The following is a 22,369-nucleotide window of genomic DNA, read 5'->3' as shown; positions in this document are numbered from 1 at the left end:
AAATCAGACCGGTCAGGGTGAACTGGCGAGGGGGCTATTATGAAGACACGTGCAGCAGTTGCGCTTGCCGCGGGCAAGCCGTTGGAAATTATGGAGGTCGATCTTGACGGGCCGCGCGCTGGCGAAGTGCTTGTCGAGATCATGGCAACCGGCATTTGTCATACGGATGAATTCACCCGATCCGGGGCTGATCCAGAAGGCCTGTTTCCGGCAATTCTGGGCCATGAAGGTGCCGGTATCGTCCGCGAGATCGGGGCGGGCGTTACCAGCGTTTCGGTGGGCGATCATGTGATCCCGCTATATACGCCGGAATGCCGTGAATGTGAGTATTGTCTGCATCCGAAAACAAACCTTTGTCAGGCGATCCGCACCACCCAAGGTCAGGGCCTGATGCCCGATGGCACGAGCCGGTTTTCCATCAAGGGCAAGCCGATCCTGCATTATATGGGCACATCAACCTTTTCCAATTTTACCGTTCTGCCGGAAATTGCGCTGGCCAAAGTAAATCCGGCGGCGCCGTTTGACAAGATTTGCTATATCGGCTGCGGTGTCACAACCGGCATTGGCGCGGTGATCAACACCGCCAAGGCCGAGCCGGGCTGTGTTGCCGTTGTGTTCGGGCTTGGCGGTATCGGGCTGAATGTGATTCAGGGTCTGCGCATGATTGGCGCGCGGATGATCGTTGGCGTTGATATGAATGACGGCAAAAAGGCGTGGGGCGAAAAATTTGGTATGACGCATTTTGTAAATCCCGGCCAGATCAAAGGCGACCTTGTCGGCCATCTTGTCGAATTGACCGGTGGCGGGGCTGATTATTCGTTTGAATGTATCGGCAATGTCGAGGTAATGCGTCAGGCGCTGGAATGTGCGCATAAGGGTTGGGGCGAGTCGATTATCATTGGCGTTGCTGGCGCAGGTCAGGAAATTAGCACGCGTCCGTTCCAGCTGGTGACTGGGCGCAGTTGGCGGGGGACGGCTTTTGGCGGGGCACGTGGCCGCACGGATGTTCCAAAAATTGTCGATTGGTACATGGATGGCAAAATTGATATTGATATGATGATCACCCATAAATTGTCGCTTGATGAAATTAACAAGGGCTTTGATCTGATGCATGCGGGCGAGTCTATCCGTTCGGTGGTGATTTATTGATGGCAAAAAACCAGCCCCTTGGCGGCAATGAAATGCCGCGCTTTGCCGGCCCTGGCACGATGATGCGATTGCCTGCTGCTGAAAATGCGGCCGGTCTGGATGTTTGTTTTGTTGGCATACCGATAGATATTGGCACGTCAAACCGGTCGGGAACACGCTTTGGGCCAAAACAGATACGGGCCGAATCGGTTTTGCTTCGTCCCTATAATATGGCTAGCCGTGCCGCGCCGTTCGACAGTTTAATGGTTGCTGATCTTGGTGATGTGCCCATTAATATTTTTGATCTAAAAGACTCGGTTCGCCGCATTGAAGCCTATTTCGATGCGATGCTGCTGCATGATGTTATTCCGCTGACAATGGGCGGCGATCATACGCTGACATTGCCGATTTTGCGGGCAATGGCAAAAAAGCACGGGCCGGTTGCCCTGCTGCATATCGACGCCCATGCCGATGTCAATGAGCATATGTTTGGCGAGGCGATTGCCCACGGCACACCGTTTCGCCGTGCGGTCGAGGAAAATTTGATTGATACTGCACGCAGTTTTCAGATTGGGCTTCGCGGTACCGGCTATGCGGCTGAGGATTTTGACTGGTCGCGCGATCAGGGCTTTACCGTTATTCAAGCCGAAGAGCTGTGGCATAAATCGGCAAGCCCGTTGATGCAGGATGTCAAAGACCGGCTTGGGGCGCAGCCAACCTATCTTAGCTTTGATATTGATGCCCTCGATCCAGCCTATGCACCCGGAACTGGAACGCCTGAATTTGGTGGGCTGACAACGGTGCAGGCGCTGGAAATTATTCGTGGCTGTCGGGGGCTTAATCTGGTTGGTGGTGATCTTGTTGAGGTGTCGCCGCCCTATGACAAGGATGGTAACACCGCGCTTTTGGCGGCGAACCTGCTTTACGAAATGTTATGTATATGCCCGGGAGTGGTATATCGAAGCTAGCCACATGAGCGCATGAAGGGGCACATGAGCACAGGAGACAGTATGGCACCGGCGTTTTTAAAAGCGGAATATGATCAGCGTTTGCGGCGGGTGCGTGAGGTGATGCGCGCGCGCGGCCTTGATGCGCTGATCCTTGGCGATCCATCGAATATCAATTGGCTATGTGGCTATGATGCGTGGTCGTTCTATACACCGCAAATGATGCTTGTCGATCTTGATCGAGGCCCGTTCTGGCTTGGCCGGGATATGGATGCAGGAGCGGCGCGCTTTACCACCTATCTGACGCCTGAACAAATCATTCCCTACCCCGAAACGCTGGTCCAGCGTGCCGATACGCATCCGGCGGCATTTCTGGCTGGGTGGCTGGCAGATGCCGGTTTCGATGCGGCAAAGATTGGCTATGAGAGTGACGTTTATTATTTGTCACCGCGAGCGCTGGAATATTTGCGCGATGGTCTGCCAAAGGTGGACTGGGTTGATGCTGACCTGCTGGTCAACTGGGTGCGGCTGGTCAAAAGCGAAGCCGAAATAGCGACAATGCGTGAGGCTGCAAGGATCGCCGAGATTGCCATGCAGACGGCATGGGACGGGGCCAGACCCGGTGTGCGGCAATGCGATTTGATGGCTGATGTGGTTGCGGCACAAATTCGCGGTACACCCGAATTTGGCGGTGACCAGACCGCGATCCATCCATTGATTTTGGCGGGTGAGGCCGCGTCGACCGCGCATCCCATGTGGAATGATACGCCGCTTGAGGCTGGTCAAACAGTTGCATTTGAGCTGGGTGGTTGCCGCAAACGCTATAATGTCGGGCTGGCGCGAACGGTGCATCTTGGCAAGCCGTCACAACTGCTTATCGATACCGCCAAGGCGGTTGAAGAAGGAATGAACGCGGTGATGGATGCGTTACGGGCGGATGTGCTTGCTGGTGACGTTCACGCTGCATGGCAAAAGGTACTGGATCGTTATGGGCTCGAAAAGAAAAGCCGCATTGGCTATTCCATCGGTGCCGCCTATGCACCAGATTGGGGCGAGCATACGCTTAGTTTTCGTCCGGGCGAGGCGGTGCCGGTGCCGGAAAATGCGGTTGTGCATATCATCCTTGGGATGTGGATGGATGGCTGGGGCATGGAGCTTAGCGAGACCCTGCACGTGACACGCAGTAATTGTGACCGGCTGGCTAATTTTCCGCAGCACGTCCATCTGGTGCAATCGTGATCGACCGGCTTGGCGCTGTTGAGGCGCTATTGGCTGATCTGGTTGGCTTTGCGTCGATCAGCGGCCAGCCAAATGATGATATCGTTGGCTATATAAAAACCTATCTTGAGGGGCATGGTGTCAGCGTTCACCTTGATCCGCATGAGGATGGCAAGAGGTTCAACCTTTTTGCCAGCATTGGCCCAGAAATTGAGGGCGGTATTCTGCTATCGGGGCATCTGGATGTCGTGCCCGCAAATCCGGCCGGCTGGTCGCGTGATCCGTTTGTTTTGCACAAACAAGACGGGCGGCTTTACGGGCGCGGTGCGGTCGATATGAAAGGGTTTTTGGCGCTCGCGCTGGCGATGGTGCCCGATTTTCAGGCCGCTGCCAGTGATCTTGCCATACCGGTGCATTTCGCCTTCACCTTTGATGAGGAGGTGGGCAGTTTCGGTGCTGCCCAAATGCCGGCATTGCTGAGCTGGCTTGGGGTGCGACCAGCGATTGCGGTCATCGGCGAGCCAACGGGAATGAAGCCTTTTGTTGGCCATAAGGGCGGGCTGGAAATGATTGCCGAATTGCGCGGAACCGCCGGTCATGCGTCCGATCCACGCGGCAAGGTGAATACGCTTTATTATGCGGCGCGCCTGATCAGCCATCTCGAGGAAAAGGCGCGATATTTGGCGGCGCATCCGCGCCATGACACGCCGTTCTCACCGCCCTATACCACCATTTCGGTTGGCCGGATTGACGGCGGTGAAGCGCGCAATATTATCGCCGATCATTGCCGTTTCTTGTGGGAAATACGGCCCTTGCCCGAAGATGATCCTTATGAAATTTTGGCCGAGATCCAGCGCTATATCGATCACGAACTCGTTCCGGAGATGCAAGCCATCCACGCCGGTGCCGGAATTGATTTGATTGTCGAGTCATGGTGTCCGGGATTGCAGGCGCGGCCGCAGTCACCAGCTGCCAATCTGGTGTCGCGCCTGTGGACAAACGAGCGCCCGGATGTTGTGTCGTTTGGCACCGATGGCGGGCATTTTCAGGCGGCAGGCATCGAGACGATCGTGTTTGGCCCGGGCGGTATGGCACAGATGCATCAGCCCGATGAATATATCGAAATTGCCGCATTGGCTGAAGGGCTGGGGTTTCTTGATCGGCTTTTGACGCATATGAAAACCGCAAACCTCGTCGCTGGATAAAATCATGCAATTCCGCCATATCCTGATCGCATTAATTGTGCCGCTGACATGGGGGTTCGGCTTTGCGTTCGCCAAGGCTGGACTTGGGCATTTTCCGCCATTGCTTTTGATGGGGATGCGCTTTGTTTTGGCGGCGTTGTTGCTGGTCTGGTTTGTGCCGATTCCGCGCGGCCATTTATGGACGCTATGCTGGATTTCGTTCATTGCGGCGACCTTGCAATACGGGCTGACATTTTCCGGATTGGCGCGGATGGCGGCGACGCCGGCAGTGCTGCTGGTTCAAAGCGAGGTAATTTTTGGCGTCATTATCGCCGCAATTCTGCTTGGCGAGCGGCCAAGCCTGCGTCAGATCTTGGGTATTGTTGCCGGTTTGGGCGGTGTTGTTGTAATCCTTGGCGCACCGGCACTGGAAGGGCAATGGATTGGCATCATGCTGGTACTGTCAGGGGCGCTTGTCTGGGCGTTTGGTCAGGTCTTGATCCGCCGGATTGACGGGGCATTAAGCGGGGTCCAGCTAACCGCATGGATTGGTGTCATGGCGGGGCCGCAAATGTTGCTGGCCTCATTGCTGATTGATGGTGACCCATTGCCAGCCCTAAGCGCCGCGCCAACAGAGGCATGGATGACGTTGATTTATCTGGGTGTGGTGATGACGGCGATTGGCTATTCGGCATGGTATTATGTGCTGGGGCGTTATCCGGTGCCCATGGTTATGCCGGTTTTGCTGCTGCTGCCGGTTGCGGCGATTTTCGGGGCGGTAACAATGCTTGGCGAGGCGCCCGACCCAACCGTTCTGGCTGGCGGCTTGGTGGTGATTTTTGGGGTTGGTGCGGTGATTATTGAGCCGGCCTATCTGTTGGCGTGGTGGCGCAAAAAAACCGGCTAGACGCGGTAAATGGTCTTGCCGGTTCTTAATATTAATAGTGCCCCATCACGTGCGGTTTGACCGCGCCCCCGCGACGGGCCATGCGGCCTAGGCGCCGGTGAAGGCCTGAAGTCCGGTTTGCGCCCGCCCTAGAATCAGCGCATGAACATCATGCGTGCCTTCATAGGTGTTGACCGTTTCCAGATTAATCATATGCCGCATGATGTGATATTCCTCGGCGATGCCGTTGCCGCCATGCATATCACGCGAAGTGCGGGCGATGGTAAGCGCCTTGCCGCAGTTATTGCGTTTGATAAGCGAAATATTTTCCGGTGCGCAGTTATGCTCGTCAAGCAAGCGGCCAACCCGAAAAGCAGCCTGCAAACCAAGGGTAATCTCGGTCTGCATATCAGCAAGCTTTAACTGGATCAGCTGGTTTGCGGCAAGCGGGCGGTTAAACTGCTTGCGATCAAGCGTATATTGACGGGCAGCGTGCCAGCAAAACTCAGACGCACCCATCACACCCCATGCAATGCCATAGCGTGCTTTATTAAGGCACGAAAACGGGCCTTTCAAGCCGCTGACATTCGGCAAAATATTATCTTCCGAAACAAAAGCATTATCCATCTGGATCGAGCCAGTAACCGACGCACGAAGTGACAGTTTGCCCTCGATCTTGGGTGTGCTAAAGCCACTGCCGGCAGTCTTACGCTCGACGATAAAGCCGCGAATCACACCGTCCAGCTTTGCCCAGATAATGGCAATATCGGCATAGGGCGCATTTGAAATCCAAGTCTTTGACCCGGATAAATGATAGCCGCCATCAGTCTTGACAGCCTTGGTTGCCATGCCGCCCGGATCAGACCCGAAATCAGGCTCGGTCAGGCCAAAACAGCCAACCAGCTCGCCCGTTGCCAGCTGGGGCAGGAATTTGTGCTTTTGCTCATCACTGCCAAAGCTATAGATCGGATGCATGACCAAAGATGACTGCACCGACATGGCCGAACGATAGCCCGAATCCACCCGTTCGATTTCACGGGCAGCAAGCCCATAGGCCACATGATTGACGCCAGCACCGCCAAATTCTTCTGGGATTGTTGGGCCAAGCAGGCCAAGCGCACCCATCTCTTTCAACAAAGCCGGATCAAACGCCTCGTCACGGAAATCACCAATGACCCGCGGCATCAGAATGTCATCGGCAAAGGCCTTGGCGGCATCACGCACCATGCGTTCTTCGTCATTGAGCTGAGCATCTAGGAAAAAAGGATCGTCCCACTGAAATTGTGGCTTTGATGAACTCATGTTGGTTGTCCTCAATTTTTACGGCAATAATTTGAAACAGCGAGACAAGTTACTCTATTTTGAATCGGTTTGTCATCGGTTTATCAGCTACATTTTTACGCAGTCCTTGATGCGTGCTGTGATGCGTGCTGTCGTGCCCGTTGTGCGGTCTATCTTGCAGCTCAATTTGCCGCCTCTATTGTCGGTACGGGTGCGGGCAGATGCGTTACGGCATTTCGGCTGCACACGCCGGCAGTGGTGAATCGCTTGTAATTTGGTCTTATTATCATTAGAAAAGCCAAACGCAATGGTGAGACGCCACGCATCCCAAAATCAGATCAGCTTAATTAGGACTTAATAAAATGACTGATACCCTGATAATTGCTCCGTCGATTTTGGCTGCTGATTTCAGCCGTATCGGGGATGAGGTCAAGGATGTTGATAAAGCTGGTGCTGATTGGATTCACCTTGATGTGATGGATGGACATTTTGTTCCAAACCTGACCTTTGGCCCGCCCTTGATTAAGGCGCTGCGCCCGCATAGTCAAAAAACTTTCGATACACATTTGATGGTGTCAAATCCCGATGCATTGCTGGCTGACTATGCCGCGGCTGGGTCTGATATTATTACCGTTCATGCCGAGGCCTGCCAGCACCTTGACCGGACGCTAAGCCAGATCCGCGAGCTTGGCTGCAGAGCCGGTGTTGCGGTAAACCCGCATACGCCAATTCAGGGGTTACAGCACGTTCTTGACCGGCTTGACCTGATCCTTGTGATGACAGTCAATCCGGGGTTTGGCGGGCAGAGTTTTATTGCTGCGATGCTTGATAAGATCGCGGCGGTTAAGGCGATGATCGGTGATCGCCCTATTATCATCGAGGTTGATGGCGGGATAACGGCCGATAACGCTGGCAAGGTTTTTGCCGCTGGGGCGCGGGCGCTTGTTGCAGGGTCGGCCGTGTTCAAAGGCAATTCATATGCCGATAACATTACCGCGATCCGCGCTGCCGCACGCTAGGATCTGACGATCAATGATTGCCGTCCGGAGAGGGCGTTGAAACTGGTTTCGACTAGGGAGAATCCATATGGGATTGCTGATCGACGGACGCTGGTCGACGAAATGGTATGATACCGAAAAAACCGATGGGAAATTTGTCCGCGAGGACGCTGGTTTTCGCAATTGGGTCACTGTTAATGGCGCCGCTGGCCCTAGTGGCATAGGCGGTTTTAGAGCCGAGTCTAGGCGCTATCACCTATATGTGTCGCACGCCTGTCCTTGGGCGCACCGTGTGATGATTTTCCGCTATTTAAAGGGGCTTGATGATCATATTTCAGTCTCGGTTGTGCATCCGCTGATGCTGGATCACGGCTGGAGCTTTGAGCGCGATGAATATGCCACTGGTGATGCGCTCTATGGCAAGGATTTCCTCTACCAGATTTACCAGAAATCGAAACCGGATATGACCGGACGTGTCACTGTGCCGGTTTTATGGGATAAACAGACTGAGGCGATCGTCTCGAACGAATCATCGGAAATTATCCGGATGTTCAATTCCGCCTTTGACGCGGTAACTGGTAACCGGCTGGATTTCTGGCCGCTTGCCATGCGTGGGGCCATTGAGGCGGTGAATGATGATGTTTATCACAACATCAATAACGGCGTTTACCGCGCTGGTTTTGCCAGCCGCAACGAGGCTTATGATGAGGCGGTGACTGATCTTTTTGCTGCGCTTGACCGTATTGAGGCACGATTGCAGGTTAACCGTTATCTGCTTGGCGATACGCTTTGCGAGGCGGATTGGCGGCTTTTTACGACGCTGGTGCGCTTTGATCCGGTTTATGTGGGACATTTTAAATGCAATCTGCGCCGCATTGCCGATTATCCGGCCTTGTCGGGGTATTTGCGCGAACTTTACCAGATGCCCGGCATTGCCGGCACCGTGGTGATGCCGCATATCAAGACACATTATTATGCAAGCCATCGCAACTTGAACCCGTCAGGCATCGTGCCAAAGGGGCCACTAATTGATTATCTTGCACCGCACCGTCGCGGCAGCTAGCGGGTTTCGGGCGGTTTCGGCGGGTTTTTCTTTTGTCGCGGATTGGTGCCGAGATGTGTCTCACCACGTTCAGCGGCAAGCCGCATCTGCTTTTGACGCTCGGCAAAACGTGCCGCCCGCGCCGGATCAAGATTGGGTTTGCAATGCGGGCAACTGATACCGTCTTTGAAATCAGGATGCCGAAGATCATCAGCTGATAATGGCATACGGCAGGCATGGCACATATGATAGCTGCCCGGTTGCAGATCATGGTCAACGGCGACACGGCCATCAAAGACGAAACATTCGCCCTGCCATTTGCTGTCGCTTGCTGGCACATCTTCAAGATATTTCAGGATGCCGCCTTTCAGGTGATAGACCTCGTCAAAGCCTACATCCTGCATCAAAGCACTGGCTTTTTCGCAGCGGATACCGCCAGTGCAATACATCGCAATTTTCTTCGGGCGGCGATCGGCTGGCTGATTTGCCAGCGCCTGCGCCCACTCGGGAAATTCACGAAAATTTGTGGTCAGCGGGTCAACCGCCCCATCAAACATACCGATCGCTGTTTCATAACGGTTGCGTGTATCGACAACAAGCACGTCTGGATCGCCAAGCAAATCATTCCAATCTTTTGGTTCAACATAGGTGCCGGTGCGTTTGGCCGGATTAATCTCTGGACAGCCCATTGTGACGATTTCACGTTTTGGCCGCACCTTCATCCGCAGAAAAGGCTGGTCAGGGCTGAATGAGAATTTCAATGAAAGATTGTCGAACCGGCCATCGGCCTCAAGCCAGTTCAGGCATTCAGCCATACCGTTACGCGTTGCTGCGATGGTGCCATTAATACCTTCGCCCGCCAGAAGAATTGTGCCAAGAACCTGATTATCCTTGCAAAGCTTTTGCAAGCTCTGGCGAAGCGTCTCCACATCATCAAGCGTGACGAATTTATAAATGGCGGCGATGACGAAGCCTCCCTGATTAGCGCCAAGGCGGTCGAGCATCGCGTCCATTTCAGTGCTAAAAGAGGTCATAATTCGTCTTTGCGTTATCGATAGCTGAATTTCACAGATTACCAGGTTTTACCGTTGCCAAGATTTTAAAGGATTGCCAAGGCTGACGGCGCAAATTACCACCCCGTTATCAACAAACCAATATGAATATTCGGCGATGTTTTCCAATTTAGCAATTTTTTCTATTGAGGCATTTGTCAATCGTGTTAGCGTTTTTCGGAAGATGTCTGGTGGAACTACTATTGTAAATTGTAAAACAACTGGGTTAAGCATCTGCCAATCAATAGGGAGATAAAAATGAGAAATCTGAAGAAAAATGTTATTTCTGCTGGTGTTGCGGCAGTAATGATGGGTGGTGCAACAGTTGCACAGGCTGCGGATAGCGTGAATGTTGCGTTTTTCCTTGAGTGGGCCACACCTAATCAAATCGCAAAAGTTGATAAAACCTATGACGATGCCATGGGTGTTGACGTTAAATGGACTAACTTTTCAACTGGCGTTCAAATGACTGAAGCGATGCTGGCTGGCGATATTGATATTGCCTATTCACAGGGCCTTGCGCCGTTCGTGACAGCAATCCAGCAGGGCGCGCCGATCAAAATGGTATCAATTGCGGTCATTTATGAAGCTAATGACTGTTTTGTGAAAAATGGCCTCGGCATCAATTCATCAAATGCATCTGAGCTTGAGGGTAAGACAGTTGCGGTGCCGTTGAACACCATGGCTGATTTTGCTTTCCGCAAATACATGCAGACACTCAATGTTGATATATCAACCATGAAGATTGTTGATCAGGCGCCAGCCGATGGTGCTGTATCATTGGCCGAAGGCTCAGTCGACATGGCGTGCATCTTTGGCGGTGACTCAGCGAAGAAAGCGGGTGAGGTTGGTACGCCGATCATGTCATCACAGCAAAAGCGCGATGCTGGTATTGGCTCATTCGACGTCGTTTCAGTGACTGAAAAATTTGCGACTGAGAACCCTGGCCTGCTGCGCACTTTCCTAGAGGTAACACACGAAGCCAATGCAAATTGGACAGCCAGCGATGCCCAGGTGAGTAAAGTGGCAGCTGACGCAGGTATGTCCGTTTCGACGACCAAGAACCAAATGGCAGGCTTTATCTTCCCAACAGCAGCCGAGCAGAAAGAGCAGTTCTTTGGCCCCAATGGTGTCGCTGTTGCTGCAGCTGAATCACTCGGCCTTGTGTTCAAAAAGCCTGGTGCGTGGAATGTTGATCAAAAGATCGCCAAAGTCATCACTGGCGAATATCTTAACTAATTGCGTTTAACATGAACATGGAAAACAAGGCTCAATTGAGCCTTGTTTTTCTTATTTGACGAGGGGCGTCGCGATTGGCCGATCTCACCTGTAAAGATTTATGCATGACCTTTGCCAACCAGCAAACAGGGGCCAAGGTAGAGGCATTAAAAGATATCAATTTTACCCTGAAAAAGGGTGAGCTGCTGAGTGTTCTTGGCCCGTCCGGCTGTGGCAAGACGACCTTGCTGAACATGATTGCAGGATTTATTACCCCGACAAGTGGCCAGATTAATGTTGGTGACCGCCTTATTGAAGGGCCCGGTGCTGACCGCGGTATGGTGTTTCAACAAGGCGCGCTGTTCGAATGGCTGACAGTCGCTAAAAATGTTGATTTCGGGCTGCGTATGCAGGGTGTCAGCGCGACAGAATCGCGTGATCAAGTGGAAAAATGGCTGGCAACGGTCGGCTTGCAGGGCTTTGCCGATACCCCGACTTATCAATTGTCGGGCGGGATGCAGCAACGTGTTGCCTTGGCGCGCTGCCTGATCAACGACCCGGATGTGATTTTAATGGATGAACCGCTGGGCGCCCTTGATGCGTTGACGCGGGAAAAGATGCAATCACTGGTTCTGGAGCTGTGGAAAAAGACGGGCAAGACCATCATCATCATCACGCATTCGGTTGAAGAGGCGTTGCTGTTGGGTGAGCGCCTGTTTGTCATGGCACCGCGCCCGGGACGAATTCACAAGGAATATCAGTTGCCATTTGCCGAATGGGGACTGAAACGATCATTGCGCGACATCAAGCTAGAGCCAGAATTCTCTTCTGTTCGCGAAGAAATCTTAACCATGATCTGGAATATGGAAGAGGAGATTATGGGCGGTGCTTGAGTGGCTTTCAGATAATCGCGCTGTTGTGGCGGCGATCATTATCCTGCTTCTTGTTGGCAGTTTTTTTGCCTCAATCTTCTATGGGATTAAACAAACCCGCCTGCGCGAAAAGGATCAGGTTTTTGGTGATCCCGAACGCACCGTTGGTGGCTGGTTCTGGGCCGTGTGCGGTGTGTCGACCTTACTGCTTGTCTGGTTCTATTTTTCGTGGGGATCGGCGCGCGCTTTTTTCCCACAGGCAGCAAATGAATTATGTCAGGTCGCCAAGCTGCATGAGGCGGTATCTCCGGTAACATCATCGCTGGCGATCGAGTCCCGCTATTCCAAATCAAAAACCTTGCTAGTGCGAAATTCTCGACAGCTGCAAGACCTGCGAGACCGATTGCCGGTCGATGCTTTTTCACCTGCCGATGCGGCGCTGGTGACAGGTGTTATGCAAAACACTCAGCAATTGATCAGCATCATGGCGACGCCAGATTTTGTTGATGCAGCAACCATCGCAGAACTTGAAAAGATCAAATCCGGTTATGCGGCAATCACCATTGAATTGGCCAATCCGCGGCAAAATTGGAGCCCTGATCCGGCCGCGCTTGCACAGCCATCATGGGGCATTGCTGAACCCGAAATTCCAATGTTGCCAATTTCGGCCAGAGGCGCAATGTTTGATGCGCTGGCGCTTGAAGCCGCTGCCTTATCAAAGGATTTCCTGAAAATCCGCAATCTATCGCCGACGGCAAGAGATCTGATCGCCGAAACCAAAGCGATGATTGTGGCGCTGAAAAAATCGCCATCACCGAACGAGTCTGATCCGCAGATTGTCAAGGATCGCGCTGATTACATGAAGTCGGTTGACCGTATTTTCAAGCGGATTGACGATGGTACAATTTTCCCGGCCACCGTGATGGCTGATATGCAAATTGCCGTCGAGGCAATGCTCGATCAGGCCGAAAAGGCCAAGGGCGGCCTTGGTTATGTCGAGGCACTGTTCTTTCCGGGCGGCGATATTGTAAAATCCCGCACGCAATGTACCGAGCAGGGCCCCGGTCGCTGGCTGCCAAAGCCAACCGATGTTGTGGCGACGTTCTTTGGGCTGGCCAATCCGGATGTTGAAAACGGCGGCGGCTATAAGGGCACAACGCTGCTATGGTGGAAGTGGCTGCCAGTTTCCGATGTTGTGTCATTCCTGATACCCGATAGCCTGATTGATTTACTGCCGGGTGATTATGGCCAGCTGAATGATAAGGGCGAGTTCGAGGCAAATTATAAAGATTGGATGCTTGGGCTGGCGCAGGGCGATGTCTATCTTGGCGCGGTACCGATGCTAGATGGTCATATCTGGGACTCGTTGTTCCGCGTCCTCGTGGCAATGTTCTTTGGTATTTTGCTTGGCGTGCCGCTTGGCATCTATATGGGCGTATCGCGTTTTTGCAAATCCTTCTTCGACCCGATGATCGAGCTTTATCGACCGGTACCACCGCTGGCATGGGCGCCGTTAATCCTGACAATTTTCGGCATTCAGGATGATGGCAAAATCTTCCTGTTATTTATGGTGGCCTTCGCCATTATGGTGATCTCGGCGCGAACGGGTGCATCGGGGGCGCAATTGTCCAAAATCCGGGCGTCACATTCGCTTGGTGCCAGTGATCGTCAGATCCTGCGTTATGTGATTTTGCCGAACGCGTTGCCCGAAATTATGACCGGTATCCGCATTTCAATTGGTGTGTGCTGGGGGACGCTTGTGGCGGCGGAAATGTTGGCTGGCACAACCGGCGTTGGCTTTATCGAGAATGTTGCGCGAACCGTTTCAGATTATGAGCTGATCTGGGTGACAATCTTGATCATGGGCAGCCTTGGTTTGGCTTTTGACCTGATGATGCGCTGGGTGATTTCACGGCTGATACCATGGCGTGGTAAGGGCTAGGAAAGCCAGCGAGACCAGTATTATGCCCCGTATTATGCGCCGATATTATGCGACCTAGTAGAATTTTGAAATCGGGCGGTGTTATTTAGGCAGCCGCCCATACCTCTGCCAGCCACGCGTTTAGCATCGGTGCCCCACCAAGGCCAATGACGGTGCTGCGCGCTGCCGCCGCACCACCATCAAGCGCCATGATTTTACTGCTGACTGACGCCTTCTTGAAAATCACGCCAACTGCCGCGGATCGTTCACGCGCATAGCCAGATAACGCATGATCAAGATGATCATTGGCCAGCCACTGTAAAAGGCTAGCAGCATCAACGAGGCTTTGTCCGGCGCCTTGGGCAAGGTTGGGGGGAATTGGATGCGCCGCATCACCTGCAAGGATCACGCGTCCACGCCGCCAGCAATCCTGATAAGGATGCAGCGGTAGCGGCGTTTTTGCCCATTTAATATCGGTGTTCCCGCAGAGCGGTGACAGAATTTCATTCTGCCCGAAATAGCGATCCTGCCATTCATCGCCGGCCTTGGCCGCATCCAGCGTCAGCACCATATTCACATCAGTGCCGCCATGCAGCGGGTAATGCACGAAATGGGCACCATTTCCCAGCCAAAGATTGCAGAATGGCTGGGCGAAAAGACGCGGCAGACCAGCGGCCTTGGCGACGGCGCGCATGGCGACGCGGCTAGGGCCAGGCGCGTGCTTATCATCATCATTGCCATGCACATAATTGCGGCCAAAACCGCGAATCCCGTCAGCGGCAATCAGCGCATCGACCAGATATGTGCGGCCATCATCGGTGATCATATGCAGCCGCTTGCCCTGATCGGGCCCGCGCTGAATTGCGTGGGTAATATTGGCGGTGATGCGTTGTCCCCCGCCGGCCGCATTGATTTCTGCTTGCAACAGGCTAGCAAGGTCGGCACGCGATAGGCTGGCATAGGCTGAAGTGCCGAGATCAAGACTGGCCAAAGTTGCGGCCGAGCGCATAGTGCGGACATTGATAGCCTGCAAATCGGTGGCGCGGGCGCGGGCCGCATCACCAATTCCTAGCTGGTCAAGTGCCTCCCATCCGTTTGGGGCAATCTGCACCCCACCGGGGAGGTCTGTTGCTGGCGTTGCACCAGCAACAAACAATAACGGTTTTTGATTGCGAAGGACGGCGAGCGCGGCAGCCAGTCCGGCAATGCCGCTGCCGCTGACCGCAATCATTAAACGCTGGCTTCGAGCGTTTCGTCCAAAGTTTTGCGGAATTTATCAACGATCTCGTCAACATGCTTACGCTCGGCGATAAAGGCCGGCGCAACAATCCCGTTATCACCTGTCCATTTCACATGGAGGCCGTTCCAGAACATATCTTTTTGCAACTGGCCGCCACGGCGTCCGGGAACGCCGTCGGAATGCACCTCGACACCAGCCATCATGCCAATGCCGCGGATATCGGCTACCAGCGGATGATCTTCCAGAGTCCAGATCGCATCAAGGAAGTAATCCTCCAGCGCCGCAGCCCGTTCAAAGATGCCCTCATTTTCATAGATTTTCTGCGTTGCGATGCCGGCGGCACAGGCTGCAGGATGCGCTGAATAGGTATAGCCATGGAAGAATTCGATAGCATTCTCTGGCGCAGCGTTGGTGATGGTGTTGTAAATCTCGTCGGTAACGGCGACGCCGCCCATTGGAATCGCGCCATTCGTCAACGCTTTTGCCATGGTGATGATATCCGGCTTTACATTAAATTTCTGCGTGGCAAATGGGGTGCCCATCCGGCCAAATCCGGTAATCACCTCATCAAAAATCAGCAACAAGCCATGCTTGTCACAAATCTCGCGAATCTTTTCCAAATAGCCAACCGGCGGTACCAGCGTGCCGGTTGATCCGGCAACCGGCTCGATAAAGACCGCAGCCAAGGTTGAGCCACCAAGATTTTCAGCGATCCGCTCGAGATCCATCGCCAGCTCGGCACCGGTTTTCGGCTGTCCCTTTGAAAAGCGCTGATCCTCCTGCCACGTGTGGCGGATCAACGAGATGTTCGGCAGGGTCAAACCAAAGGTTTCGCGGTTGCGGACCATGCCGGCAAGCGATACACCGCCCATATTCACCCCGTGATAGGCGCGTTCACGACTGATCAGCCGGTTACGTTGCGCCTGACCAGATGCGCGCTGATAGGCGAGCACGACCTTGATCGCGGTCTCGATTGATTCTGATCCGGAATTGGTGAAGAACACGTGATTAAACTGGTCTGGCAAGAGGCGGCAAACGCGCTCGGCAAGATCAAAGGACCCCGGATGGCCAAGCTGGAAATGCGGCGTGTAATCATTTGCCAGCATTTGCTGGTAAACCGCTTCGGCGATCTCGCGGCGGCCATGGCCAAGCGGCGTGCAGAACAGCGCTGATGATCCGTCGATGATCTCGCCGCCCTTGTAATCCCACATATACATGCCTTCAGATTTAACAACGATGCGCGGCTCTTTCTTGAAGTCGCGATTTCCCGAGAATGGCATCCAGTGTGCTTCGAGTGAATTAACGTCATAAGACATGGTACGGCTCCTTTTAAAGAACACCGGCCGATCGGATGCGACGCGGCGTTTGTGCCCTGATCTCTTGTTTACGTGATCGCCGCAGGCGCAGCGATCAACCCAAAAATTCTCTATAAATCGGTGTATCACTTCTGGTGATATTTGAAAATGCTGATCAACCGGCAATGGTTTGGCATCGCGGCCACTCATCGCCGGAATAAATCAAGCCTACTGTGACAAAAGCCCTGATTAACAGCAAGTCCCGTTTATGGAGCCAGTTGCGGCATTGATTGGTACCAGTTATGTTATAATAGGGCGGTAAATATCCGACCAATTTGTGAAGGGCCAGCTTATCAGAGGCTTTTTTATACGGGTGCCGCGTTATTGAAGTGTTGAGGGTTTGGGCGCATGAATGAAAATCTAATTATCATGTTGGATCCGTCATCGGGGATTAGCCTGCAGGCGCAGATCAGACAGTCGATTGTCGAGCTGATTCTCAATCATTCGGTTCTGCCCGGGGATAAATTGCCGTCAAGCCGTATGCTGTCGCACCAGCTAAAAGTGTCGCGTAACACGGTTATTCTCGCTTATCAGGCGCTTGTGGATACTGGCTATCTGCAGCCACGTGAACGCTCGGGCTATGTTGTCAGTGACGAGGCGCCAACGACGCGGCTTGTTGATACGCCGGGTGCTGATCAGCCTTTTGCAAATATTGATGCCAGTACCAATCTGGGCACCAATGCGGGTACTGGTAAAATTGACTGGGACGCAAAGCTGGTGCAGTCATGCAGCTATATCCGGCCGGTGCAAAAGCCGGTGAATTGGCGCGAATATGCCTATCCCTTTGTCTATGGGCAGGTGGATGACGAATTATTCTCGCATTCTGAATGGCGTGACTGTGCCCGTCAGGCGCTGGGGATGCGTAATTTCAGCACGATGGTCGGTGATTTCGGCCAGCATGATGACCCCATGCTGGTCAATTACATCTGCTCGCGAAGCCTGCCAAGGCGGGGGATCAAGGCCCGTCCCGAACAGATTCTGGTGACTTTGGGGGCGCAAAACGCTCTATATCTTGTCGCCCAATTGCTGGTGGATCAGTCCAAGCATGTGGTCATCGAAAGCCCGTCCTATCCAGATTTACGCGATATTCTGCTGCAACGTACCAAGGCCATCACTGCGTTACCGGTTGATGCTGGTGGTCTGATACTTGATGAGGAGGTTTTGCGCCGGGCAGATTCGGTGTTCATTACGCCATCGCACCAATGCCCGACAACCCATACGATGTCGGCCAGCCGTCGGCGGCAATTGCTAGATATGGCGGCGCGGCATGATTTGCTGGTCATTGAAGATGATTACGAATTTGAGATGAATTTTCTCGAATCACCAACGCCGGCATTAAAGGCGCAGGATAATGATGGCCGCGTGATCTATGTTGGCAGTCTGTCCAAATCAGTTTTCCCCGGCCTGCGCCTTGGCTATATGGTGGCACCCGAGGGGCTGATCCAGCAAGCGCGCGCGCTTCGCCATTTGATTTTGCGGCATCCGCCGGGCCATGCCCAGCGAACCTTGGCCTATTTTATGGCGCTGGGGCATTATGATGCACAGATCCGGCGGCTGCGCCGTCATCTGGCCGAACGCCGACGAGTGCTGCAATCTGCCATTGATGCCGAAGGGCTGTTTTCTCACAGCGCGGCACATTTTGGCGGCACCAGCTTTTGGGTCAGCGGGCCGGACTGGCTTGATTCGCGTATTTTGGCCGAACGCGCCATGCAGGACGGGGTTCTAATTGAGGCGGGTGATGTGTTTTTTGGCCGCGACACCTCGCCATTAAATTATTTTCGCCTGTCCTATTCGGCAATCTCGTCAGAGCGGATTCCCGAAGGCATCGCGCGGCTTGGTGCCTGTATGCGCAAATTAAAACCATGATCATCCGTCAGCTTTTTCACCGCGTTGTTTTTCACTGCGTTGTCTTTCACGGCGTTGTTTTGCAAGGTTCACCCGCATGACCACTGCTGCAACTGGTACCAGAAATAGCGTGATCTGGTTCCAATCGCCGCTTTAAGATCGGTGGCAAATATGGCATATAGAAAAAGCTGTTCATGCCTGTTGGGCGCGGGGCAGCAACGCATGCCGATCGGTGGCGCTATGGCCCTTTTTGATGACCATGTCGCCTGATGCAATTCATCCGCCTGTGTCTCAAGCAAGCTTGATTAGGAATAGAATGTCGAACCAAGCCAATTCGTCCAGCATGATGCCAAGCCGCTTTCTAGCCAGTGGTGATATGGTGTGCCCGCCAGATTTACTGGCGTTGGCGGCCTCGTCTGCGCCCAAGCCGTTTGGGTTTGTTCGGGCCATTGGTGCGGCAAGTTTGGAGACCGCACGCGCCGCGGCGGCGGCGAAGCTGGCAGTGCCGATCCTGATTGGCGAGCCGGATATTATTGCGAGGGATGCTGCGGCGATTGGCTGGGATCTGGCGGGTGTTGAGATTGTTCCGGCGGTAGGCGAGGCAGGCGCAATTGATGCTGCAATCCAGCTGTTTGGGCAAAGCCGGGTTGCTGGTCTTGCCAAGGGTCAGCTTCATACAGATATTTTCATGGGCGGGATTGTCAAACGCGCTGCGGGTATTCGCATCGGCAAGCGGTTGGTGCATTTGTTTGCCATGTTGCCGCCCGCAGGTGGGCGCCCGTTGCTGATTAGTGATGCGGCGGTCAATGTTGCACCAGACATCGAAACGCGGGTAGAGGCAGCATTGCATATGGCGGATTTAAGCCGCCGCCTTGGCCAGCCGCGCCCGCGGATTGCGATTTTGTCTGCCACCGAGTCAGTCTTGCCGGCAATGCCATCAAGCGGCGAGGCAGCCGAAATTGCATCGCGTGCCAGCACCGCTGATCCGGCGGCTGATTTTGCTGGCCCGCTATCGTTTGATCTGGCGGTTGCGCCGCAGGCGGTTGCGATTAAGGGCGTTCATGGGCCTGTTGCCGGCATGGCGGATGGACTTGTTGTGCCAGATATTGTGTCGGGCAATATTTTGTTTAAATCTCTTGTGTGGTTTAGTGGCGGCCTAGCGGCCGGACTGGTTCTTGGCGGGGCAATCCCAATTATCCTGACAAGCCGGTCTGATCCACCAGCCGCACGATTGGCATCTTTGGCATTAGCGGCGATTGTCGGCCGCGACGACGGCTAAGTTTCTGGAGCAAAAATATGAGTGTTGAACCAATTGTCGAGCGTTCGCCAAAAGTTGCGGATGAGGTCAAAAAAACCACCTGCTATATGTGTGCTTGCCGCTGTGGGATCAATGTGCATTTGCGTGATGGTAAGGTACGCTATATCGAGGGCAACCGCAATCATCCGGTAAATAAGGGTGTGCTGTGCGCCAAGGGGTCGGCGGGCATTATGCAGCATTATTCACCGGCACGCCTGCGCAGCCCGCTAAAGCGTGTTGGCCCGCGTGGTAGTGGCCAATTTGAGGCGATTAGCTGGGAAGAGGCGCTTGGCACGGCGACTGAATGGCTGGCGCCAATCCGCGAAACCAATCCGAAAAAGCTGGCGTTTTTTACCGGCCGTGACCAGTCACAAGCCCTTACCGGCTGGTGGGCACAGCAGTTCGGCACGCCAAATTTTGCCGCGCATGGTGGCTTTTGTTCGGTCAATATGGCGGCTGGCGGCATCTACACAATTGGCGGCGCATTCTGGGAATTTGGCTCACCCGACTGGGATCTGACCGAAATGTTTGTGCTATTCGGCGTCGCCGAGGATCACGATTCAAACCCGATTAAAATTGGCCTTGGAAAATTAAAGAACCGTGGCAAGCGGGTGGTTTCGGTTAATCCGGTGCAAACCGGCTATGCAGCGATCTCTGATGATTGGTACGGCGTGACCCCGGGTACCGATGGATTGTTGATCCTGTCATTGATCCGCGAATTGATGCTATCGGGTAATATCGATGTTGATTATTTGCGGCGCTATACCAATGCAAGCTGGCTGGTAATTCGCAATCCGGGGGCGGCTAATGATGGGTTGTTCCTGCGCGGTGAAGATGGCAAGCCGCAGGTTCTTGACCGGAAAACCGGCAAATTGGTGGCGCACGACAGCATGGGTGTCAGCGCGCAGTTAAAGGGAGAGGTGGCACTGGATAATGGCGCGATTGCGGTACCGTCATTTATGCTAATGGCCGAGGCCTATCTTGATGATGCCTATGATCCGGATGTGATTGCGGCCAAGGTTGGTATTCCGGCTGCGCGTATTCGTCAGCTTGCGGCTGATCTGGCCGCGGCTGCTTTTGCCAAGGAAATTGTGATTAACCAGCCTTGGACTGACTGGAAGGGCGAGCGTCATGAGACGATGATCGGGCGCCCGGTTTCAATGCATGCGATGCGGGGCATCTCGGCGCATTCAAACGGCTTTCAGACTTGCCGCGCGCTGCATGTCTTGCAGCTTATTCTGGGGTCGGTTGAAGTGCCGGGCGGGTTCCGCTTTAAACCGCCTTATCCAAAACCGGCTGAGGTTCATCCAAAACCGGCAGGCCGCCCCGATCAAGTTGCGCCGGGCAAGCCAATGGCCGGTGCGCCGCTTGGCTATGTTTTAGGGCCGGAAGATTTAATCATCGGCAAGGATGGCACGCCGCAACGTATCGACAAGGCCTATAGCTGGGATGCGCCAATGTCGGCGCATGGCCTGATGCATATGGTGATTTCAAACGCTGTTGCGGGTGATCCATATCCGGTTGATGTTCTGTTTATGTATATGGCGAACATGGCGTGGAATTCATCAATGAATACGCGCGGTGTCATGGAAATGCTGACTGAGAAAGATGCTGAAACCGGTGATTATAAAATCCCCAAGATCATCTATTCTGACGCCTATCAATCAGAAATGGTTGCCTATGCCGATTTGATCCTTCCGGACACCACCTACCTTGAACGTCATGATGCAATCTCGCTTCTTGATCGGCCGATCTGCGAGGCTGATGGTGTTGCAGACGCGATCCGCTGGCCGGTATTGCAGCCGGATCGTGACGTCCGCGGGTTCCAGTCGGTATTGCTGGATCTGGGGGCACGGCTTGGCCTTCCAGGCATGGTCAATGAAGATGGCAGCGCAAAATATGCTGATTACGGCGATTATATCGTCAATCATGAGCGCAAGCCCGGCATCGGCCCGCTGGCCGGTTTCCGCGGCGAGACGGGCACTGCTGAAGGGCGCGGCGCCCCAAATCCGGGACAGCTTGACGCCTATATCGAAAATGGCGGCTTTTGGCATACCGAAATTCCCGATGCGGCAAAATATTATAAAATGGCGAATATGGCCTATCAGGAATTTGCCGTTGAAATGGGCTTTTTTGACAGCCCGCAGCCCTATGATTTTCAGATTTATTCCGAAGTCTTACAGAAATTCCGGCTAGCTGCCGAGGGGCATGGCGATGTGCAGCCGCCAGAACATTTGCGCGAACGGGTCAAACAATGTTTTACCCCGTTGCCAAGCTGGTATCCACCATTTGAAGGAAGCGCCATTGACGAGGATGAATTTCCGATCCATGCGCTGACCCAGCGGCCGATGGCAATGTATCATTCATGGGGATCACAAAACCCGTGGTTACGGCAAATTCATGGCTATAACCCGATGTTTATTTCGCAAACACTTGCCACCAAAATTGGCGTTGTCGAGGGCGACTGGATTTGGGTGACCTCGCATCATGGCAAAATCCGGGTTCCGGTGGCAGTGATGGAAGGCGTCAACGAACATACGATCTGGACGTGGAACGCAATCGGCAAACGCAAAGGCGCATGGCAGCTAGATGCCGATGCCCCCGAGGTTAAAAAGGGCTTTTTGCTGAATCATCTCATCCATGAATTACTGCCGCCAAAGGGTGATGGTATGCGCTGGTCTAATTCTGATCCGATTACCGGTCAGGCCGCATGGTTTGATTTGCGGGTCAAGGTTGAGGCCGCGTCGGCGGACGAGGCGGCTGAAGTGTCTCCGCAATTTGATCAGATTGCCTCACCGCCCGGCCTTACCGAACCGGATGCGATGCTCCGCTATGGCATTGAATGGACAAAATCAGCCTCCAAATCATCAAATAAGGGCGAATGA

At 53.7% G+C, this 22,369-nt stretch carries 17 protein-coding genes; 13 read left to right on the top strand and 4 right to left on the bottom strand.

The annotated features are described in order from the left end of the window. The first annotated feature begins 39 nt into the window (after positions 1-39). From AB8881_05075 to AB8881_05055, 5 genes are read left to right on the top strand one after another with little or no spacing between them, the layout of a single operon-like run. Positions 40-1,149: an S-(hydroxymethyl)glutathione dehydrogenase/class III alcohol dehydrogenase gene (locus AB8881_05075; GenBank protein XDZ64258.1), complete on the top strand. Its 1,110-nt coding sequence runs from the start codon at positions 40-42 to the stop codon at positions 1,147-1,149. Beyond that, on the top strand, positions 1,149-2,096 hold the full coding sequence (gene speB / locus AB8881_05070) for an agmatinase (GenBank protein XDZ64257.1): 948 nt from the start codon (positions 1,149-1,151) through the stop codon (positions 2,094-2,096). The genes AB8881_05075 and speB overlap by 1 nt, the downstream gene beginning before the upstream one ends. Positions 2,097-2,120: 24 nt before the next feature. After that, complete coding sequence (locus AB8881_05065; GenBank protein XDZ64256.1) at positions 2,121-3,314, top strand: M24 family metallopeptidase; 1,194 nt, start codon at positions 2,121-2,123, stop codon at positions 3,312-3,314. Beyond that, positions 3,311-4,498, top strand: coding sequence for an acetylornithine deacetylase (argE, locus tag AB8881_05060; GenBank protein ID XDZ64255.1), 1,188 nt, complete (start codon positions 3,311-3,313; stop codon positions 4,496-4,498). Before AB8881_05065 ends, argE begins: the two co-directional genes overlap by 4 nt. Before the next feature lie 4 nt (positions 4,499-4,502). Beyond that, positions 4,503-5,384, top strand: a complete 882-nt coding sequence (locus tag AB8881_05055; protein ID XDZ64254.1) for a DMT family transporter — start codon at positions 4,503-4,505, stop codon at positions 5,382-5,384. 87 nt (positions 5,385-5,471) lie between these two features. Here the strand turns inward: AB8881_05055 and AB8881_05050 are convergent, their stop codons facing one another. Further along, positions 5,472-6,665 carry an acyl-CoA dehydrogenase gene (locus tag AB8881_05050; protein ID XDZ64253.1) on the bottom strand — a complete coding sequence of 398 codons (1,194 nt, stop codon included), beginning with the start codon at positions 6,663-6,665 and terminating at the stop codon, positions 5,472-5,474. Positions 6,666-7,006: 341 nt separating this feature from the next. Here AB8881_05050 and rpe point away from each other — a divergent pair, with 341 nt between their 5' ends. Then, on the top strand, positions 7,007-7,663 hold the full coding sequence (rpe, locus tag AB8881_05045; protein XDZ64252.1) for a ribulose-phosphate 3-epimerase: 657 nt from the start codon (positions 7,007-7,009) through the stop codon (positions 7,661-7,663). 67 nt (positions 7,664-7,730) lie between these two features. Next, a complete protein-coding gene (locus AB8881_05040; GenBank protein ID XDZ64251.1) occupies positions 7,731-8,705 on the top strand; it encodes a glutathione S-transferase family protein in 975 nt (324 codons plus the stop codon). Here AB8881_05040 and AB8881_05035 read toward each other — a convergent pair. Beyond that, positions 8,702-9,718, bottom strand: coding sequence for a rhodanese-related sulfurtransferase (locus AB8881_05035; protein ID XDZ64250.1), 1,017 nt, complete (start codon positions 9,716-9,718; stop codon positions 8,702-8,704). The genes AB8881_05040 and AB8881_05035 overlap by 4 nt on opposite strands. Before the next feature lie 276 nt (positions 9,719-9,994). Here AB8881_05035 and AB8881_05030 point away from each other — a divergent pair, with 276 nt between their 5' ends. From AB8881_05030 to AB8881_05020, 3 genes are all read left to right on the top strand, one after another. Then, complete coding sequence (locus AB8881_05030) at positions 9,995-10,975, top strand: ABC transporter substrate-binding protein (protein XDZ64249.1); 981 nt, start codon at positions 9,995-9,997, stop codon at positions 10,973-10,975. A 74-nt stretch (positions 10,976-11,049) separates the two neighbouring features. Continuing rightward, positions 11,050-11,847: an ABC transporter ATP-binding protein gene (locus tag AB8881_05025; protein ID XDZ64248.1), complete on the top strand. Its 798-nt coding sequence runs from the start codon at positions 11,050-11,052 to the stop codon at positions 11,845-11,847. After that, on the top strand, positions 11,840-13,768 hold the full coding sequence (locus AB8881_05020) for an ABC transporter permease (protein ID XDZ64247.1): 1,929 nt from the start codon (positions 11,840-11,842) through the stop codon (positions 13,766-13,768). Before AB8881_05025 ends, AB8881_05020 begins: the two co-directional genes overlap by 8 nt. An 85-nt stretch (positions 13,769-13,853) precedes the next feature. Here AB8881_05020 and AB8881_05015 read toward each other — a convergent pair whose 3' ends face one another. After that, positions 13,854-14,978: an FAD-dependent monooxygenase gene (locus AB8881_05015; GenBank protein XDZ64246.1), complete on the bottom strand. Its 1,125-nt coding sequence runs from the start codon at positions 14,976-14,978 to the stop codon at positions 13,854-13,856. Beyond that, a complete protein-coding gene (locus tag AB8881_05010; GenBank protein XDZ64245.1) occupies positions 14,978-16,303 on the bottom strand; it encodes an aspartate aminotransferase family protein in 1,326 nt (441 codons plus the stop codon). Before AB8881_05010 ends, AB8881_05015 begins: the two co-directional genes overlap by 1 nt. Positions 16,304-16,690: 387 nt before the next feature. Between AB8881_05010 and AB8881_05005 the strand changes: the two genes are divergently transcribed. From AB8881_05005 to AB8881_04995, 3 genes are all read left to right on the top strand, one after another. Beyond that, complete coding sequence (locus AB8881_05005; protein XDZ64244.1) at positions 16,691-18,208, top strand: PLP-dependent aminotransferase family protein; 1,518 nt, start codon at positions 16,691-16,693, stop codon at positions 18,206-18,208. A 295-nt stretch (positions 18,209-18,503) separates the two neighbouring features. Further along, positions 18,504-19,466, top strand: a complete 963-nt coding sequence (locus AB8881_05000) for a phosphate acyltransferase (GenBank protein XDZ64243.1) — start codon at positions 18,504-18,506, stop codon at positions 19,464-19,466. A 17-nt stretch (positions 19,467-19,483) separates the two neighbouring features. Continuing rightward, a complete protein-coding gene (locus AB8881_04995) occupies positions 19,484-22,369 on the top strand; it encodes a molybdopterin oxidoreductase family protein (protein XDZ64242.1) in 2,886 nt (961 codons plus the stop codon).

Source organism: Alphaproteobacteria bacterium LSUCC0396 (assembly GCA_041228345.1).
GTDB lineage: Bacteria > Pseudomonadota > Alphaproteobacteria > Puniceispirillales > Puniceispirillaceae > UBA3439.
Note: the sequence above shows the minus strand (reverse complement) of the source record. Positions and strands in the feature narration are given on the sequence as shown.